At 59.6% G+C, this 15,266-nt stretch carries 15 protein-coding genes; 11 read left to right on the top strand and 4 right to left on the bottom strand.

Going from position 1 to position 15,266, the window contains the following annotated elements:
- Positions 1 to 24: 24 nt before the first annotated feature.
- The 4 genes from HMI59_RS05100 to HMI59_RS05085 all read left to right on the top strand — a co-directional run bounded on the left by HMI59_RS05100 (position 25) and on the right by HMI59_RS05085 (position 4,732).
- Positions 25 to 1,338, top strand: coding sequence for a UDP-glucose/GDP-mannose dehydrogenase family protein (locus tag HMI59_RS05100; protein WP_193593025.1), 1,314 nt, complete (start codon positions 25 to 27; stop codon positions 1,336 to 1,338).
- A 473-nt stretch (positions 1,339 to 1,811) separates the two neighbouring features.
- Positions 1,812 to 3,200 carry a DUF4012 domain-containing protein gene (locus HMI59_RS05095; RefSeq protein ID WP_227471541.1) on the top strand — a complete coding sequence of 463 codons (1,389 nt, stop codon included), beginning with the start codon at positions 1,812 to 1,814 and terminating at the stop codon, positions 3,198 to 3,200.
- A 173-nt stretch (positions 3,201 to 3,373) separates the two neighbouring features.
- On the top strand, positions 3,374 to 3,994 hold the full coding sequence (locus HMI59_RS05090; protein ID WP_193593023.1) for an LPXTG cell wall anchor domain-containing protein: 621 nt from the start codon (positions 3,374 to 3,376) through the stop codon (positions 3,992 to 3,994).
- 306 nt (positions 3,995 to 4,300) lie between these two features.
- Positions 4,301 to 4,732 (top strand): VanZ family protein, encoded by a 432-nt coding sequence (locus tag HMI59_RS05085; RefSeq protein ID WP_193593022.1) that lies wholly within the window; start codon positions 4,301 to 4,303, stop codon positions 4,730 to 4,732.
- A 297-nt stretch (positions 4,733 to 5,029) separates the two neighbouring features.
- On the opposite strand, the gene HMI59_RS05080 is transcribed toward HMI59_RS05085, so the two are convergent.
- Complete coding sequence (locus tag HMI59_RS05080; protein ID WP_193593021.1) at positions 5,030 to 7,264, bottom strand: glycosyltransferase family 2 protein; 2,235 nt, start codon at positions 7,262 to 7,264, stop codon at positions 5,030 to 5,032.
- Positions 7,265 to 7,635: 371 nt separating this feature from the next.
- Here HMI59_RS05080 and HMI59_RS05075 point away from each other — a divergent pair, with 371 nt between their 5' ends.
- Positions 7,636 to 9,168 (top strand): chitinase, encoded by a 1,533-nt coding sequence (locus tag HMI59_RS05075; RefSeq protein ID WP_227471540.1) that lies wholly within the window; start codon positions 7,636 to 7,638, stop codon positions 9,166 to 9,168.
- Positions 9,169 to 9,196: 28 nt separating this feature from the next.
- Here HMI59_RS05075 and galU read toward each other — a convergent pair whose 3' ends face one another.
- Positions 9,197 to 10,081: a UTP--glucose-1-phosphate uridylyltransferase GalU gene (gene galU / locus HMI59_RS05070; protein WP_370583583.1), complete on the bottom strand. Its 885-nt coding sequence runs from the start codon at positions 10,079 to 10,081 to the stop codon at positions 9,197 to 9,199.
- 185 nt (positions 10,082 to 10,266) lie between these two features.
- Here galU and HMI59_RS05065 point away from each other — a divergent pair, with 185 nt between their 5' ends.
- The 4 genes from HMI59_RS05065 to HMI59_RS05050 are packed head-to-tail and all read left to right on the top strand — an operon-like array spanning position 10,267 to position 12,549.
- Positions 10,267 to 10,794 (top strand): alternate-type signal peptide domain-containing protein, encoded by a 528-nt coding sequence (locus tag HMI59_RS05065; protein WP_193593018.1) that lies wholly within the window; start codon positions 10,267 to 10,269, stop codon positions 10,792 to 10,794.
- Between the two features lie 33 nt (positions 10,795 to 10,827).
- Entirely contained in the window at positions 10,828 to 11,445 is a 618-nt protein-coding gene (locus tag HMI59_RS05060) for a SipW-dependent-type signal peptide-containing protein (protein WP_193593017.1), read from the top strand.
- A complete protein-coding gene (locus tag HMI59_RS05055; RefSeq protein WP_193593016.1) occupies positions 11,432 to 12,073 on the top strand; it encodes a signal peptidase I in 642 nt (213 codons plus the stop codon). Before HMI59_RS05060 ends, HMI59_RS05055 begins: the two co-directional genes overlap by 14 nt.
- On the top strand, positions 12,070 to 12,549 hold the full coding sequence (locus tag HMI59_RS05050) for a hypothetical protein (protein ID WP_193593015.1): 480 nt from the start codon (positions 12,070 to 12,072) through the stop codon (positions 12,547 to 12,549). Before HMI59_RS05055 ends, HMI59_RS05050 begins: the two co-directional genes overlap by 4 nt.
- Positions 12,550 to 12,558: 9 nt before the next feature.
- Here the strand turns inward: HMI59_RS05050 and HMI59_RS05045 are convergent, their stop codons facing one another.
- Complete coding sequence (locus HMI59_RS05045) at positions 12,559 to 13,506, bottom strand: lipid kinase (RefSeq protein ID WP_071416709.1); 948 nt, start codon at positions 13,504 to 13,506, stop codon at positions 12,559 to 12,561.
- 131 nt (positions 13,507 to 13,637) lie between these two features.
- Between HMI59_RS05045 and HMI59_RS05040 the strand changes: the two genes are divergently transcribed.
- On the top strand, positions 13,638 to 14,051 hold the full coding sequence (locus tag HMI59_RS05040; RefSeq protein ID WP_193593014.1) for a hypothetical protein: 414 nt from the start codon (positions 13,638 to 13,640) through the stop codon (positions 14,049 to 14,051).
- The gene (locus HMI59_RS05035; protein WP_193593013.1) at positions 14,030 to 14,473 is read left to right on the top strand and encodes a hypothetical protein; all 444 of its coding nucleotides are present in this window, start codon (positions 14,030 to 14,032) and stop codon (positions 14,471 to 14,473) included. Before HMI59_RS05040 ends, HMI59_RS05035 begins: the two co-directional genes overlap by 22 nt.
- Before the next feature lie 6 nt (positions 14,474 to 14,479).
- On the opposite strand, the gene HMI59_RS05030 is transcribed toward HMI59_RS05035, so the two are convergent.
- Entirely contained in the window at positions 14,480 to 15,259 is a 780-nt protein-coding gene (locus tag HMI59_RS05030; RefSeq protein WP_193593012.1) for an enoyl-CoA hydratase/isomerase family protein, read from the bottom strand.
- Positions 15,260 to 15,266 lie beyond the last annotated feature (7 nt).

Below are 15,266 nucleotides of genomic sequence, written 5' to 3'. Positions count from 1 at the left end.
AACAATGGGGAAGGCAATCGTCTCATGCGCATTTCAGTTATCGGCTGTGGCTATTTAGGCGCCGTGCACGCCGCCTGCATGGCTAAACTCGGACACGAAGTAGTGGGGATAGAACTGGATGAAAGCAAAGCTAAGGCGCTTGCATCGGCAGAAGCGCCATTCTTCGAACCCGGCCTCGATGACCTCCTCCAGGACGTTCAGCAAACTGCTCGGTTGACTTTTACGAGTGACATCGCAAGAGCCGCTGGAAGCGATGTCCACTTTATTTGCGTCGGAACACCACAGAAGAAGGGGGAGAACGGCGCGGATCTCACATACGTCCACGCGGCGGTTCGTGCTCTGATCCCATACCTTTCGCCGGGTGATGTCCTCGTTGGGAAGTCGACGGTACCAGTTGGAACAGCAGCCGGGCTCGCCCGGTTGGTGGCTGACCACGTACCGGGTGTTCACGTTGTCTGGAATCCTGAATTCCTACGTGAAGGCCACGCGATTAAAGACACTCTTCAGCCCGACCGATTTGTATACGGCGTCGCCGATGGCTTGGAGGATAACGTCGCGGTCACTATCCTCGACAAGGTTTACGAGGCTCCACTGGCCGACGGAACCGTTCGGTTGGTCGTTGATCTACCAACTGCAGAGCTGGTAAAGACGGCCGCAAACTCCTTTTTGGCTACGAAGATTTCTTTCATCAATGCCATGGCAGAACTATGCGATGCTGCAGGAGCAGACGTGACCCAGTTGGCGGATGCAATTGGGCTCGACGAGCGTATCGGACGCAAGTTCCTCCAAGCTGGCATTGGTTTCGGTGGAGGATGCCTTCCGAAAGACATACGAGCTTTCATGGCACGAGCCGGGGAACTGGGCGCGGACCAGGCACTGACTTTCCTTAGAGAAGTCGACGCAATAAACATGCGCCGGCGTACTCGTGTTGTCGAGTTGACCCGCGAGCTCTGCGTGGACGGTTTGCTTGGAAAACGCATAACCGTGCTGGGCGCGGCTTTCAAGCCCGATAGCGACGATGTCCGGGATTCTCCTTCTCTGAGCATCGCGGCCCAGCTACAGCTCCAGGGCGCCGTAGTGACGGTCACCGATCCAAAAGCCCTAGCCAATGCATCACGTCGCTTTCCTGAACTGCAATACGAGCCCGAATTGGATCAGGCCCTCCGCAACGCCGACGCCGTCCTGCTGTTGACGGAGTGGAACGAATATCGGGATCTCGACCCATATGTTGTCAAGGATCTCGTTACTGAACCACGGATCCTAGACGGTCGAAACGTTTTGGATTCTGCCAAATGGCGCACAGCCGGGTGGCAGTACCGCGGCCTCGGAAGGCCGTAATCTTGGACGCGAATACCACGGAGACCAGCGACGACGACAAGTCAGTCGCGCCCCGATTGGCACGGAGCCGCACGCCCCGGCGATCTGGGCGGATAGGGATATGGCTACTCGCATTCGTTCTGGTCGTTCTGGGAGCCGGGGCTTGGGTAGGCTCTAGGGCGCTGGTTATCGGCACGGAACTTAAGGATGCCTCAGCCCTCGTCCCTGCACTGAAAAAAGCTATCGCTTCCAACGATGTGACTTCGGTTGCTGAGTCCGTCGATTCCCTCCAGCGACATACAAGTCGCGCACGTGAAGCTGCGAACGACCCTCTCTGGAAAGCGTCCTCACTAATTCCATGGGTCGGCGCAAACGTCAGCGCTGCGAGTGAAGCGGCCACTTCCGCCGACGATGTTGCTCAACTCGCAGCTGGACCGCTTGCAGATGTCTTTCAGTCCTTAGATTGGAAGTCACTGAGCCCCACACCGGAGGGCATGGCCCTGAGCCCGATAAAGTCTGCGGCGCCCAAAGTCCAAGCAGCCGCCCATGCCGTGAGGGAATCGGTAAGGAGGCTACATGGCATTGATTCAACCAAGCTACTGCCCCAGATCTCCGAGCCCCTCGCTGAAGCCAGGAACGACTTATCGACCTTGAGCAGCCAACTCGACACTGCGGCCGATGCCGCGGTGTTAGCCCCATCGATGCTTGGCGCCGATGAGCCCAGGCGGTACCTGCTTTTGATGCAAAATAACGCTGAGTCAAGGGCTACAGGTGGTATTCCTGGAGCGCTCGCCGTGCTGGACTTTGATCAGGGTCAACTCAGCTTGAAATCACAAACGAGTGCCGGCGCCTTGGGCCAATTCACGCCTCCGCTGCCTATAAGCACTGAGGAGCAAGCAATCTACTCGCCACGAGTCGGCAAGTTTATGCAGGACGTGAATCTCACTCCGGATTTTGCCACCACCGCACCCACGGCAAAGGCCATGTGGGAACAAAGGACCGGCGAGAAGGTTGACGGAGTGGTTTCACTGGATCCGGTTGCGTTGAGCTACTTGCTGGAAGCAACGGGTCCGGTAGAAGTTAGAGATCCCGCGGTATTACAGATCAGCGGGGGTCTACCCACTGAACTCAGCAGCAGAAATGTAGTGAAAACACTGCTCTCAGATGCCTACGCGGCGATCGAAGATCCGGACCTTCAAGACGTCTACTTCGCCGGGGCAGCGAAAGAGATTTTCTCTGCCCTTTCTGACGGCAAGAGTGATGCCAAGGGACTAATGGAGGCCCTTGCCAGAGGCGTCGAAGAACGACGCATCCTGTTATGGTCGAGCGCTGAGCCTGAGCAGTCTGTTCTTGCAAAATATCGCGTTGCTGGTCTCGTCTCGGGGCCGAGCGTAACGCCAGCTCAGTTCGGCATCTACTTCAACGATGGCACCGGGGCAAAGATGGATTACTGGGTGAAGCGCTCAGTACGCGTGGTGAAGGATTGCACTCGCGACGGATACCGTGCGGTTACCGTAAGGGTTACGAGCACTAACACTGCACCTAACGACGCTGGGGAGTCTCTACCCGACTATGTGACTGGCGTGGGTGCATATGGAGTGCCCCCAGGATCGGCGCAGACCAACGTAATTGCGTATGGACCTGCACAGTCGACGATTGACACGGTCGTAAAAGACGGGGCTCAGGTCCCCTTTGCGGCGCACAAGCATAATCAACGAGGGGTTGGAGCTTCGACGGTGCGCTTGAAGCCTGGAGAAAGCACGACATTGGACTTCAACTTTGGCCACATCGTGCAGAATACTGAGCTGAACATGGTTGTCACGCCAACTACACAAGCTGTGAAAGATGTCGTGCTTCCTGCCGCGTTGGCATCGTGTGAATAAGACACCAACAGGTTGTTAAGCCTTTGTAACAGCTCTCGATTTACTTTGCTGTCAACAACTCTTGAATGGTAGGTTTTACGTGGGCAGCACATGAGATTTCGCTTACGGTCTCGTAGGTCTCGGAAATCTCCAACACCAGGACGTACCACTCAAGGGTCTCAGGGGGGACACACATGAAGAAATCTCTTGCAGCGCTTGCGCTCGCAGGCTCTATTGCACTCGTCGGCGCAGTGCCGGCTGTAGCTACAAACTACCCGGCACCCGGCTCAGGGATCACGGTATCGGACGGCACCGTAGCACCGGGCCAGCCCATCACCGTCAGCGCCCAAGGCTTCACTCCGGGCGAAGTCGTTGTTTTCTCCGTGGTCCAGTCGGGCGCACCGTTGGCCACCGGCGGTAGCGTCTCCGCCGGAAGCCTTTCCGTCTCCGGTCGGATTCCGTTGGCCCCGTCCAACATTTCTTCGACAGCCAACGGGAATGGTGCAGCCTCCGCTCAGATCGTTATCAACGAGCCGGGTACCTACGCTGTCACCGCAACGGGCCAGACCTCCGGCGTCACAGTGGGTCCCGTCACCGTTGTAGTTGGCGGTGCAGCCCTTCCCAACACCGGCGCAAACGCTGGCGCTGGCACGGGTGCTGACCTGGCGAACACCGGCGGAACGCCGCTGGCAAACACCGGCGCTGACTCCAGCCTGATCCTCTGGTCCCTGGTGGGCGCTGGAGCACTGGCAGCTGGTACGGCATCCGTCGTGGTAGCACGCCGCCGCGCCAAGGGCACGGAGGCTTCTGCCTAATTCGGGCTTTAGCAATTGAGGGTGGATTCCCCAGCATTTCTTGCTGGGGAATCCACCCTCAGTTATTTAGTTCCCCAATCGACCTCCGCTGTGGTATCCATATCCTTATGGGACGGCATTGGAGAAGACGCAGGTGGGTGTTGAATCTTCCAACCATCGCGTTGCCGCGACCAAGCCTTTCTCAGGGATTTCTTCAGTACGTTCTGCTGGGCCTCTTGGCGATCGCGGCTTTCACCGTGAGTGCCTGGGCGCTCGTCCGAACCTAGTAAGGCGCATTTGAAAAACCCACTCCCCTGGCGCTTCGCCATGGCAGCCTACCTGGCGTGCCTGGCTGCAGTCGGGTTTTGGCCGACACCAGTGGACAAACCAATTCAAGGGACACTGGCCTCCATCCTGGGGTACCTGCACGATCACGGTGTACCAGGGTGGTTCAACTATAAATTCATTGAAGCCTCGGCCAATGTCGTGCTGTTTATCCCCTTCGGAATTCTCATCGCTATGTCACTTCCAGGATTGAAATGGTGGCGACTTGTCGCGCTTGGCGCACTGGCGTCCATCTGCATAGAGCTTGGTCAGTTGCTCTTCATGGCAGCACGATTCGCCACACTCATGGACATCCTCATGAATACGGCGGGAGCCCTTATTGGCGTAGCGATTGTTCGGCTGATACTGCGCAAACTCACGGCTCCTCCGACCTCGACTACAGCGACTCTGTCAAGTCACAAAGATCTCTTGTGAATTTCTTTCGGCGCTTTGCAAAGTTTTTGACAAGGAGCCTTAGGATAGTGCTGGCGGTGCGCCTCACCACACATGTTGCCCAAACAGGGGCGTACCGCTGCTAAATTCCGCTGGGACGCTTTGTAACAAAGAACTCCCCCGTCTCGGCGCCAGCAAAGTTGCGCACCCGAGAGGACATCACTTGCCGTACGTAGATATCAACCCGCACAAAACGGGGCCTAAATGGCCTGCCTACGTGGGGCTGTCGATCCTGCTCATCGTGACCATCGCCGTCGTTACATACGTGCTGACTGCGCACTAGCGCAGGGAGATCCTCCGCCGTCGGTCGGTACCATCGCGAAGGTCCCGGTTCAGCCTCCGGTCACCGTGGTACAGGATCGACTGCCAATCGACTTCCTCGGCCGTCTTGGGAACTACCGGGGACTTTGTCTGGGTCTTTGCTTTCGGGGTCACGTAGAGCCAATTGATGGCCCCCAGGAACACATCCACCACCGAGTTCCACAGACCGATGTAGGACTGGATGCACACCATGGCCAGCACGGCGTTGAGTGAAGCGAAGGCAACGTTGCCCCAGTTCTGATGCTGGAAGTCGCGCCAAATGGTCAGGGCAGAGAATGCGACGATCGCGTACGGAATCAGCACGTAGATCGCCGGAGCGGCCGTCCGGTTTTTCACCTTCGGCGTGCGGACAAAGGGTATCTTGTCTCCCGTCAGTCCCTGTTGGAGCGACTTCAACACGCCGGCAAGGTTGACCGGCAGCAAAATCAAGTTGAACCCGTAAATGCGGAAGATGTCACTGAACCGGTGGCCGCAGTCGCGGAGGTCGGATCCCATGCACAGGAAGTACGGCAAGGCGGCCACAAAAACGGCCGGACTGAGCAGCCTGCTGTCATAGGGGTACGCCAGCAGGAAGAGCAGGCCAAAGCTCGCCCACGTAATGGACGCCATGTAATTCACCCGAAGAAGGACTTCGCGGAAAAGGATCCGCTCCCTTTGGTAGCGCCGTTGCGAGAGTTGATTCCACAGCTTGGGCAGGATCAAGAGTCCACCGTTGGCCCATCGCCGGCGCTGCACCACCAGTGAACCGAAATCCGGCGGTGTGGCGCTGTAGCTCAACCGCTCCGGATAGTTCACCAGCGTCCAGCCGTAGGTTCCAAGGTCGATGCTTGACTCGGTGTCCTCAATGACGGTCCGGTCCTGGATGTAGGTGCGGACTTCAAAGCCACCAACCGTCTCCACTTCCACAATGTCCTCCAGGGCACGTTTGCGGATGATCGCATTTGCACCCACCCAGAACGTGGCGCCGTAATAGCTCATGCCCTGGTGCAGAATGTGCTGAATGTCCGTGGTGGCCCCGGCGATCCTCTCAATCCTTGTAGGAGCACCGCGGAAGGACGAATACGGTGTTTGAGTGACGGCAACCCGCTCGTTGCCGGGCGACTCCAGGAAATACACCAACCGCAGGCAATAGTCCCTCAGCAGCAGGGAGTCTGCGTCCAGTGTCAACAGATAGGTGCTGTCCGGGACTACCAGGTCGTCCTCACGCGGCGTGGTAGCAGGGCGGAGTACGGTTTGGCCGGCCGTTTCCTCTTTCCTCCACCGCTTGCCCATCAATGAGATGTAGGCATTGAGATTCATGGCCTTATTGGCCTCGTGGGACAGGCTCGCGTAGCGCTTACGCTCGAAGTTCTCCAGCCGGACATTGAAGATCCACGTGAGCCGCAGGTAGAGCTGTTCAGCCCGTTCAACGTCGGGGGATGTCGTCTGCGCCTTAGCCGCTTCGAGCGCCACAAGCACCAATCGGAGTTCCCTGGCCAGCCCCATGATCACCAGATCCACAAAGAACTCATCAACATGGTCCTGGACGTTTTCGGCCTCAGCCATGGCTTCAAGCCATTCAGCCGCAGCCTGGTATTCAAGGATCAGCCGGTCGAGTTCATCGGAGGAAACTTGGTCCGTCTCAAGGACACCGGAACCATAACGTCCCCTGAACGCACTCAGCGCTTGGTTGGCCCTGTCAGCAGGAGCGGACATCGCATGCTCAATGTGCCCGGCAAGTTCGCGCGTCTGTTCGAGCCGCGCCTTCTTCTCAGGGTCCGTGGGATTGGGCGGATCGTCCAACAACAGCACGACACGAAGGTCCGGAAACTCCTGCAAGGCTGCAGACCACAAGGTTCCCCGCACCACATGCGGCTCTTCAGCATAAGAAGGCACAAGGACCGTGACGGACTCCGAGTAGTTGGCAAAATGCTTGTCCAACTCCCCCCTCGGAACCCGGCGATGCTCCCGGAACCGATAAAGCGCGCCCTGCCGGGCCATGAGATACATCAGGGCAGAGAACGTTAGGAACGTAACCACCACTAAATAGGACACGGATTCCAGTCGGAACCGGAATCCCGCGTACGGATCCTCGACGAATTGACGGATAACGGTGGAAACGACGTAGTAAATCCACGACCCCACAGTGACCAACATCGCCAGGCGGCCCAGGATGATCTTTCTGGAGCTAGGGGTGGGGTGGACGATCGACATGGGTTCGGAACGTCGTTCCGATCCCCACTGCCGTCTGCGGCCCCCGGATTCCGGGGTCTTTGCGGTTGTCTTGCCCGAATCCCGCACATGGTCAGGTGAGTCCACCAACTGGTCCGTCAATCGTTCCCCATCAAAATGGACACCGGGCTGAGCCCCCGGCGTCCCGTTGCACGTCGGCCTTCCGTCACCCCCGCGACGCTAATACGCCTTATAGTAATCCACAAAGGGCGCTTGTCGATTGCTGTCGTAAACCGTTGACACCGAAGCAGTAATAGCGTCCTGAAATTAAGAATCTTTGCATCTTATAGACAATTATCTTGCTCAGCGTGGGAGTTTCTGTGTCCAAGTATTTCCCGGGGCGAAGGCTTTCCGTGCCTCGTCTTGCTCTGCTTGTCCTGGTATTGGTTGGACTTGTTGGTGGCGGGATTGCCACATGGCAGAGCTACTCGGACAGCCGTGCGGCCGCAGCTTCCCCGTCAATCTTCGCCGGATACGTGGATGTGACGGCAACACCGCGGTACGCCTTCGAGCAGCCCGTGAACGAAGACGCAAAATCCGTAGTTTTGTCCTTCATCGTGGCCAGCGAAAAGGACGCTTGCTCCCCCTCATGGGGAAACTTCTACAGCTTGGATCAAGCCGGATCGGATCTTGATCTGGATCGCCGAATTGCACGATTACGGCAAGCCGGCGGTGACGTGTCGGTTTCTTTTGGCGGCCTCACCAATAAGGAATTGGCCACTGCCTGCACCGACGAATCCAAGCTCAAGGCAGCTTACTCGGAAGTCATCGACCGCTACGATCTGTCCGTGGTGGATTTGGACATCGAAGGTGCAGCACTGTCCAATACGGCCGCCATCAAAAGGCTGGCAAAGGTGATGCGCGAACTTCAGGAAGACCGCCAATCCAAGAAGAAAGCCCTGTCGATCTGGCTCACGCTTCCGGTGGTTCCCAGCGGCCTCACCAGCGAAGGCACGGCCGCTGTTCAAGAGCTGCTTTCGGCGGGTGTGGGCCTTGCCGGCGTCAATGTCATGACCATGGACTACGGAGACAGCAGGGTGCCCGACCAGTCAATGCTCCAAGCCTCCATCGCAGCAGCTGAAGCCACGCACTCCCAGCTCAGCAACGTTTACTCCGCGGTCCACCAGGAGATCGGCGCACAAACCCTGTGGCGCAAGATCGGCCTCACGCCCATGATCGGCCAGAACGACGTAGAGGCTGACGTCTTCACCCTCCAAGATGCCCAAGGACTTCACGACTTCGCCGTGTCCAAGGGCATCGGCAGGATGTCCATGTGGTCCCTCAACAGGGACGCCGAATGCGGCCCGAACTACCCCACGCTGACCGTAGTCTCGGATGCCTGCAGCGGAGTGGAACAGGGTGATCAGCGCTTCTCCGAGGTTTTGGGAGCGGCGGCCGACGTGAAGCTGCCGGGCGTTCCGGACGCGTCTCCTACAGCTGCCACCACTACAGCAGCGCCGGTGGTGGATGACCCCGCCACCAGCCCCTACCCGATCTGGTCCGGCCTGGCCGCCTACACCAAGGCAGAGCGGGTTGTCTGGCAGGGAAACGTCTACGAAGCCAAGTGGTGGACCAAGGACGATGTGCCCAACAATCCGGTAGCAAAAGGTTCCTCCGCGCCCTGGGCACTGATCGGCCCGGTGCTTCCCGGAGATAAGCCCCAGCCGCAGGTCACCGCGCCCGCAGGAACGTATCCGGAATGGTCATCCGGCACCGTCTACCGCAAGGGCGATCGGGTGATGTTCGATCAGAAGGTCTTCGAAGCCAAGTGGTGGTCCCAGGGACAAAGCCCGGAAACTGCACTTCAGGGCTCAACGGAATCAGCCTGGATGAAACTCTCCAACGAAGAGCTATCCAGGCTGATCTCCGGCGACGCGGCGAAGTAAACGGGCGGCGTGCCCGGGGGGCTCTTGCTTAGTCCAGGAATTCCTTCATCCAGGACTTCAAGTCCTCCCCAAATTCGGGTCGCTCTGAAGCCAAAGTAATGACGGCTTTCAGGTAGCTGAGCTTGTCGCCGGTGTCGTAGCGGCGACCCCGGAAAACAACACCGTAAACGCCCGAACCTTCGCCCTCGGCGGCGGCGAGTGTCTGCAAAGCATCGGTGAGCTGGATTTCGCCTCCGCGGCCGGGCGCGGTGTTCTCCAGAACGTCGAAAACAGCCGGGTGAAGGACGTAGCGCCCGATGATGGCCAGGTTGGACGGAGCCTCATCCACACTGGGCTTCTCCACGAGCTCGTTGACCCGGACGTAACCTTCGCCGTCGATAGCGGAGATGTCTGCGCAGCCGTAGGCACTGATCTGGGACGGCTCCACCTCGATCAAGGCGATGACCGAACCACCGGTCTTGGCCTGCACCTCCATCATGGTGGTCAGGAGTTCATCCCGTTCATCAATCAGGTCATCTCCCAGCAGAACCGCGAACGGTTCATCACCAACATGCTGGCGCGCACACAGCACGGCGTGCCCCAAACCCTTCGGTTCACCCTGCCGCACGTAGTGGATGGGACCGAGCTCGGAAGCATAGTGAACGGCTTCCAGCCGGGACAGGTCACCCTTCAGCTCCAGGGTCCGCTCCAGCGCAGGCTCCCGGTCAAAGTGGTCCTCCAAAGCACGCTTGCTGCGTCCGGTAATCATCAAGACGTCGGAGAGGCCTGCGTTTGTGGCTTCCTCGACCACGTACTGGATAGCCGGGGCATCCACTACCGGCAACATCTCCTTTGGCATTGCCTTGGTAGCGGGCAGGAAACGGGTGCCCAATCCTGCCGCTGGAATGACGGCCTTGCGAACAGTTTTCCCCATATGAGTCATGAACAAATCCTAGAAAATCCGCCTAAAATCACGAAATTCGTGACCGTTCTCCTTACTGGTTAAGTCAAGAGAATCTTGACTTAACCTTGAGCGCCCGCCGCACTCCCTCTTGAGAAAGGACAGCGAGAGTACTTACAGGCACAAAGCCGGAACAAAAAACGAAAGCAGGTCTCACCATGAAGAACAACACAATGCTCAAAGGCGCAGCGGCGATCGTCCTGGGTGGGGCTCTGCTCCTGGGCGGCGGAGGCACGCTGGCCTGGTGGAATGCAGCCGATTCCGCCGCAGCCGGAACAATCTCCGCCGGCGAGCTGAACGTCAAGGCAGGAGCCGGTGTGTGGAAGGACCGCAGCGGCTCCACCGTGAATCTCAGCACTTACAAGGTGGTCCCCGGCGACAAGCTCACCTACACCCAGGATCTGGACGTCACCCTCACCGGCGACAAGATGGCAGCCAACCTGGTGGCCGTGAACGCCGACGCAGGAGCCGGTTTCACCCCGGAGAACGTCGTCATCACCGCCCCCACCCTGACGGTCGGCGGCGTCGCGATCGAAAACCCGCTGACCACGTCCCAGCACGTGACTGCGAGCATCAGCTTCGAATTCAAATCGACGACCACCGGCACCGCTGACGTCAACGCCACCAAGAACCTGGGAACGGTCGGATTCACCCTGCAGCAGGTCACCCAGACCGGCCTTCAGTAACCCGCAGCCAGTAAATACCCAGCAGGAGTGGCAATGAGAATCCCCGGAAGCATCAAGACAGCAGGCCTCATGGTCGCTGCGGTGCTTCTGGGGCTCATGGCGGTGCAGGGAACGTACGCGCTCTGGTCTTCCACCGCCGTCGCGACTCCCGGCACAGTTCAGGCCTCCTCCTTCACAGTGAACCTGACCGGCAGCCCCTCAACGGCCTCCACTCCCATGACCATAAACGGTCAAGCCACCTCATTGGCCCTCACCACCACCCAAGCGCCGCTCCAGGACCTGGTGCGGGGCGGCTCGGTTTACACCTCGGTGAAGATCAGTAACGCCAGCGACGCCGGAGGTGTCTTTGACATCAACGTCACCGCTACCGCGCCAACACTCAGCAACGTAGGGAGCGGAACGCTGGCCGGGTACCTCAGCGTGAGCGCCACGACAGCGGCATCACCTGACGCTTGCCCTGCGGCTACCGGGTACCAGTCACTGACGACCGGGGTCACCACCCCGGCTATCGCCAAGGGCACCAACGCATTTCTCTGTTTCAAAGTGACCCTCAGCTCCACTGCCCCTGTGAGCGTTGAAGGCAACTCGGTCTCCATCCTCATCCCCCTCCATGCCCGCCAGAAATGTGGTGTTCCCAATGGTTGTGCTTAACAGTCCCCGGACGCAGCCCAGCGTCCAGACCCCGGTTGGCGCCTCCGCCACCACAGTTGGCACCTCAAGCCCCAGGTGGGCGCACCGCATTGGTCGGGCAGTCGGCGTCGTACTTCTTTCGCTCGCCGTCCTGGTTGTTTCGGTCCTGATCCTGGTACCCAAGGTGATCGGCGCCCAGACGTACTCGGTGCTGACCAACTCCATGGCACCCAAGTACTCCCCCGGCACGTTCATAGTGGTGCAGCCCGTACCGTTCGACGAACTGAAGCTGGGCGACGTCATCACCTACCAGATCAAGTCCGGGCAACCCGGGGTGATCACCCACCGCATCACCGGCATGGGCTTCCTGCAGACCGGAGAGAAGACCCTCACCCTCAAAGGCGACAACAACGATGTGGTTGACCCCGACCCCGTGCGCGAAATGCAGGTGCGCGGCAAGCTGCTCTACGCCGTTCCCTACGTTGGGTTCGTCGGCAACGCGCTGGGAAACAGCGACCGCTCACTGTGGCTGGTCATCGGGGCCGTGGGGCTGATCGGCTACGGCGGCATCACCGTCTTCCGGGTAGTGCGATCCTCCAGGAATTCCACCAAGGCCAATGACTCTGAAGAAGCAGGGCAGAACCCATGAACCCGAACAAGCACCCGTCGGCCGTCATCCTGGCCATCGGCGTCTTCTGCCTGACCGTGATGCTGGGGATCGGTGGACCGGCTGCGGTGGGGCTGTGGGAACAAAGCTCCTCAGCCACCATGACGGTCCGGGCGGCAGTAACGAGCCCGACGGTCACGTGCACCACGTTGGGGTCCAACGACGGTGTACGGCTGACCATCACAGGAGTTTCCAACCCCACCACCGTTTCCGTCGCGGCGAAACTGCCGACGGAACAGAACTACGGGGCGGGCGTTGCGGGCTTGGCCGTACTGAACTCCGCAGTGGACATCACCCCCGCCACCCTGGTGCTGGCCAAACCAACCATCGCCAATAATGACGTCGTATCCCTCCGGATCGCGATAACCCAAGCGAACCTGAACGTGGTCACCACGGAATACTCCTACGTGAAGATCTTCAGCCAGGGGAAAAAGGCTCAGTGCCAGGCGACCCTCTAGGGCAGGCCGCTAGTGGCTTCCTGACGGCCCCTCGAACGTAGCCCCCGTACTCCCCTGCGGCACCACCACATGGACCGCGTTGCGCTGGACCGTGAAGTCCGTCGACGTTTCCGTGGCGATCTCGCCGTCGAGGTTTACCGGCATGGACGGGTGGGTGACCAGCCGGACGTTCCTGGTCTCCAAGTGGTACACGCGGTCATGGTCCACGAAGCTTCCATCTTTCAGGAGCCGCGCAATCTTCACGTGCTCCCTCAGCGGTGCGGCAAGGATGGCGTAGATGTCCAGGGTGTGGTCGTCGATCCCGGCCATCGGTGAAACAGTATTGCCGCCGCCGTAATGCCTGCCGTTTCCCACGGCGACCTGGAGCAGGTCCTCCAGCTCCAATGTTGGGTGGTCGCCGTCCGGGAACTCCAGCCGGGCACGGAACGGCCGGTGTCGGGCATAGGCCTGGACCGTTGCGACGCCGTACGCCAAGGGACCGATCCGTCGCTTGAGCGCAGGGCTGAGCGCTTGGGTGACACCGACTGAAAGGCCAACGGAAGCCACATTGAGGAACGGATGCCCATTTGCCCGGCCGAGGTCTATGTCCACCACTTTCCCGTCAGCGATAACGGCGCAGGCTTCCGCGAGGTTGGCCGGAATTTCGAGTGTCCGGGCAAGATCATTGGCTGTCCCCAGCGGGAGCACGCCGAGCACGGTGTCAGTCCCGGCAAGCAGCCCGGCAGCGTAGCTCACCGTGCCGTCGCCGCCGCCCACAACCACCAGGTCATGCTGCTCCGCTGCCACGCGATCGAGCACACCCGTCAGCTCCGCACCCGAGGTCACCGGATGGACTGCGGTAACCGGCACGCCGGCCTGCTTGAGGAGATCGACGGCGGACGTCGCGGCAGCGGCCCCACGACGTGAAGCCGCATTGATCACCACGGCAACAGAGCGGGCCTCACGGACGGATTTCATGCTGACCATCGTAGGCGGACGGACCTTGGAGAACCCTGCGAAGGCTCTGCGCGCTGCAGGCCCGGTTGCCTACGCCGGTCGTTCATACAGGATCTGCCCATGTTGTCAGCGGCACCCACTAGGCTTATCGAATGGGAATTGGGGATCACAAGTCACTGGAACAAGGTCTCTTACATCACGAGAAATGCGATGGCTGCCTTGAAACCAGACCTGCGCTCAAAACCTACATAGACACAGAAGACACCTTGCTCTCTGTTGAACGGTACATCCAGTGTGGCTCGTTCGTTTGGGACTTCAGCGTCGGACTCTTGGCAGAGCACCGGGCGACGAAGGGCTTGGAAAACGTGGTCAGAGCCTGCTCGGCTCATGCCAACTACCATCTGCATCGGTGGGAGTACCTGTTTCCTCGTAGGAAACAGGTACCGGAATCTTTGGCCATGCTGGACAATGAAGAACAGGCACACGAGGCGTCCCTCGACGCCTACAGCCGCGTGATTGTTGACGCAGTGGAATGGAGGGAAACGTGGCGAGCAGGGAAACTCTGAAGAGCCGCGCCAAGATCGCTGCGCGTTTTTCCGCGCTTATGCGCACCCAAAAGTTCTACGAAGCTGCCAGCGAGATGATGCCGGTTGACTCTCAGGGTGAGTACTCAGTGATAGTGGCTGATCCCGCAGAATCGGCGGTGGTAACCATTCATCGAATGGAACAACTACGCGAACAGGCCCTGACCTTGGTTACGGTGTTGGACGAGCGCATCAACGTAACCTTCTTCAGGATCAGTGATAACGCCGGGCCTGACACCAAAGAGGTTGATCAGTCCAGCGACGATGTCGTCGACATTACGGGTGGCATGAGCGTTAAGGACTGGCTTATGGCAATCGACGTGTTCGGCGAGGGGAAGCCATTTACCGTATCTGGACGCGAATTCGCGGCGGAACTCACTCCCATGACCATGACCAACCACTGAAGCCAACTACCCCTTGAAAACAGGCGCCCGCTTCTCCTGGAACGCCCGGAAGCCCTCAGCGTAGTCATCGGTCTTGCACAGGCGGGCCTGCTCGGTGTTCTCCTCGGCCATTGACTCCCACAGCCCAAGGCGCTGATCACGGATGTGGGCCACCAGCTCCTTGGAGGCGACGAATGCCTGCGTGGCACCGGAAGCCACGCGCTCCACGATGGACCGGGTGGTCGGCAGCAAGGCGTCATCCGGCATGGCCCGGCTGAACATGCCCTGTGCCACGGCTTCGGTCCCGGAAATGAGGTCAGCCGTGTAGATCAGGTCCAAGGTGCGGTGCATGCCAAGGCGCTCGGCGAAGTACCAGTGTCCACCGGAATCCAGCGTCGCGCCGAGCTTGGCGAAGGGAGAGCCGAACTTGGCATTCTCCGCCACATATACAACGTCCGTGGCCAGCAGCAGGCCAAGCCCGACGCCCAGGCACGCACCGTGCGCAGCTGCGAAGGTGGGTGCAGGGAACGCTGCCATCTTCTTCAGCAACGGCTCCACCAAGCCGCCCAGGTACGCCTGGGCGTCATCGGTTTCGGGGGTCACGCCGGCGATGTCGCGCCCGGCGCAGAAGGCCCGGCCCTCTCCGCGAAGCAGCAGCGCCCGGACATCACCGCGTTCGGCGGCGGCAGCAGCGTCGTCGTACGCTTCGCCCAACTCGGCAAGCGCGTCTTCGTCCAGCGAGTTCAGCTTCTGCGGGGCGTTGAGGACGATTTCGGCGATGCCGTTGGCAATGGAGAGCTCGATCATGGGGACT

This window comes from Paenarthrobacter sp. YJN-5, from assembly GCF_015040095.1.
GTDB lineage: Bacteria > Actinomycetota > Actinomycetes > Actinomycetales > Micrococcaceae > Arthrobacter > Arthrobacter ureafaciens.
Note: the sequence above shows the minus strand (reverse complement) of the source record. Positions and strands in the feature narration are given on the sequence as shown.

What these genes read in the sequence shown, in the direction of transcription:
- HMI59_RS05045 (WP_071416709.1), bottom strand. Translation starts at nt 13,506, where the DNA reads ATGAAATCCGTCCGTGAGGCCCGCTCTGTTGCCGTGGTGATCAATGCG.
- HMI59_RS05060 (WP_193593017.1), top strand. Translation starts at nt 10,828, where the DNA reads ATGAGAATCCCCGGAAGCATCAAGACAGCAGGCCTCATGGTCGCTGCG.
- HMI59_RS05065 (WP_193593018.1), top strand. Translation starts at nt 10,267, where the DNA reads ATGAAGAACAACACAATGCTCAAAGGCGCAGCGGCGATCGTCCTGGGT.
- HMI59_RS05030 (WP_193593012.1), bottom strand. Translation starts at nt 15,259, where the DNA reads ATGATCGAGCTCTCCATTGCCAACGGCATCGCCGAAATCGTCCTCAAC.
- galU (WP_370583583.1), bottom strand. Translation starts at nt 10,081, where the DNA reads ATGGGGAAAACTGTTCGCAAGGCCGTCATTCCAGCGGCAGGATTGGGC.
- HMI59_RS05085 (WP_193593022.1), top strand. Translation starts at nt 4,301, where the DNA reads ATGGCAGCCTACCTGGCGTGCCTGGCTGCAGTCGGGTTTTGGCCGACA.
- HMI59_RS05100 (WP_193593025.1), top strand. Translation starts at nt 25, where the DNA reads ATGCGCATTTCAGTTATCGGCTGTGGCTATTTAGGCGCCGTGCACGCC.
- HMI59_RS05080 (WP_193593021.1), bottom strand. Translation starts at nt 7,264, where the DNA reads ATGTCGATCGTCCACCCCACCCCTAGCTCCAGAAAGATCATCCTGGGC.
- HMI59_RS05090 (WP_193593023.1), top strand. Translation starts at nt 3,374, where the DNA reads ATGAAGAAATCTCTTGCAGCGCTTGCGCTCGCAGGCTCTATTGCACTC.
- HMI59_RS05040 (WP_193593014.1), top strand. Translation starts at nt 13,638, where the DNA reads ATGGGAATTGGGGATCACAAGTCACTGGAACAAGGTCTCTTACATCAC.
- HMI59_RS05095 (WP_227471541.1), top strand. Translation starts at nt 1,812, where the DNA reads ATGGCCCTGAGCCCGATAAAGTCTGCGGCGCCCAAAGTCCAAGCAGCC.
- HMI59_RS05050 (WP_193593015.1), top strand. Translation starts at nt 12,070, where the DNA reads ATGAACCCGAACAAGCACCCGTCGGCCGTCATCCTGGCCATCGGCGTC.
- HMI59_RS05055 (WP_193593016.1), top strand. Translation starts at nt 11,432, where the DNA reads ATGGTTGTGCTTAACAGTCCCCGGACGCAGCCCAGCGTCCAGACCCCG.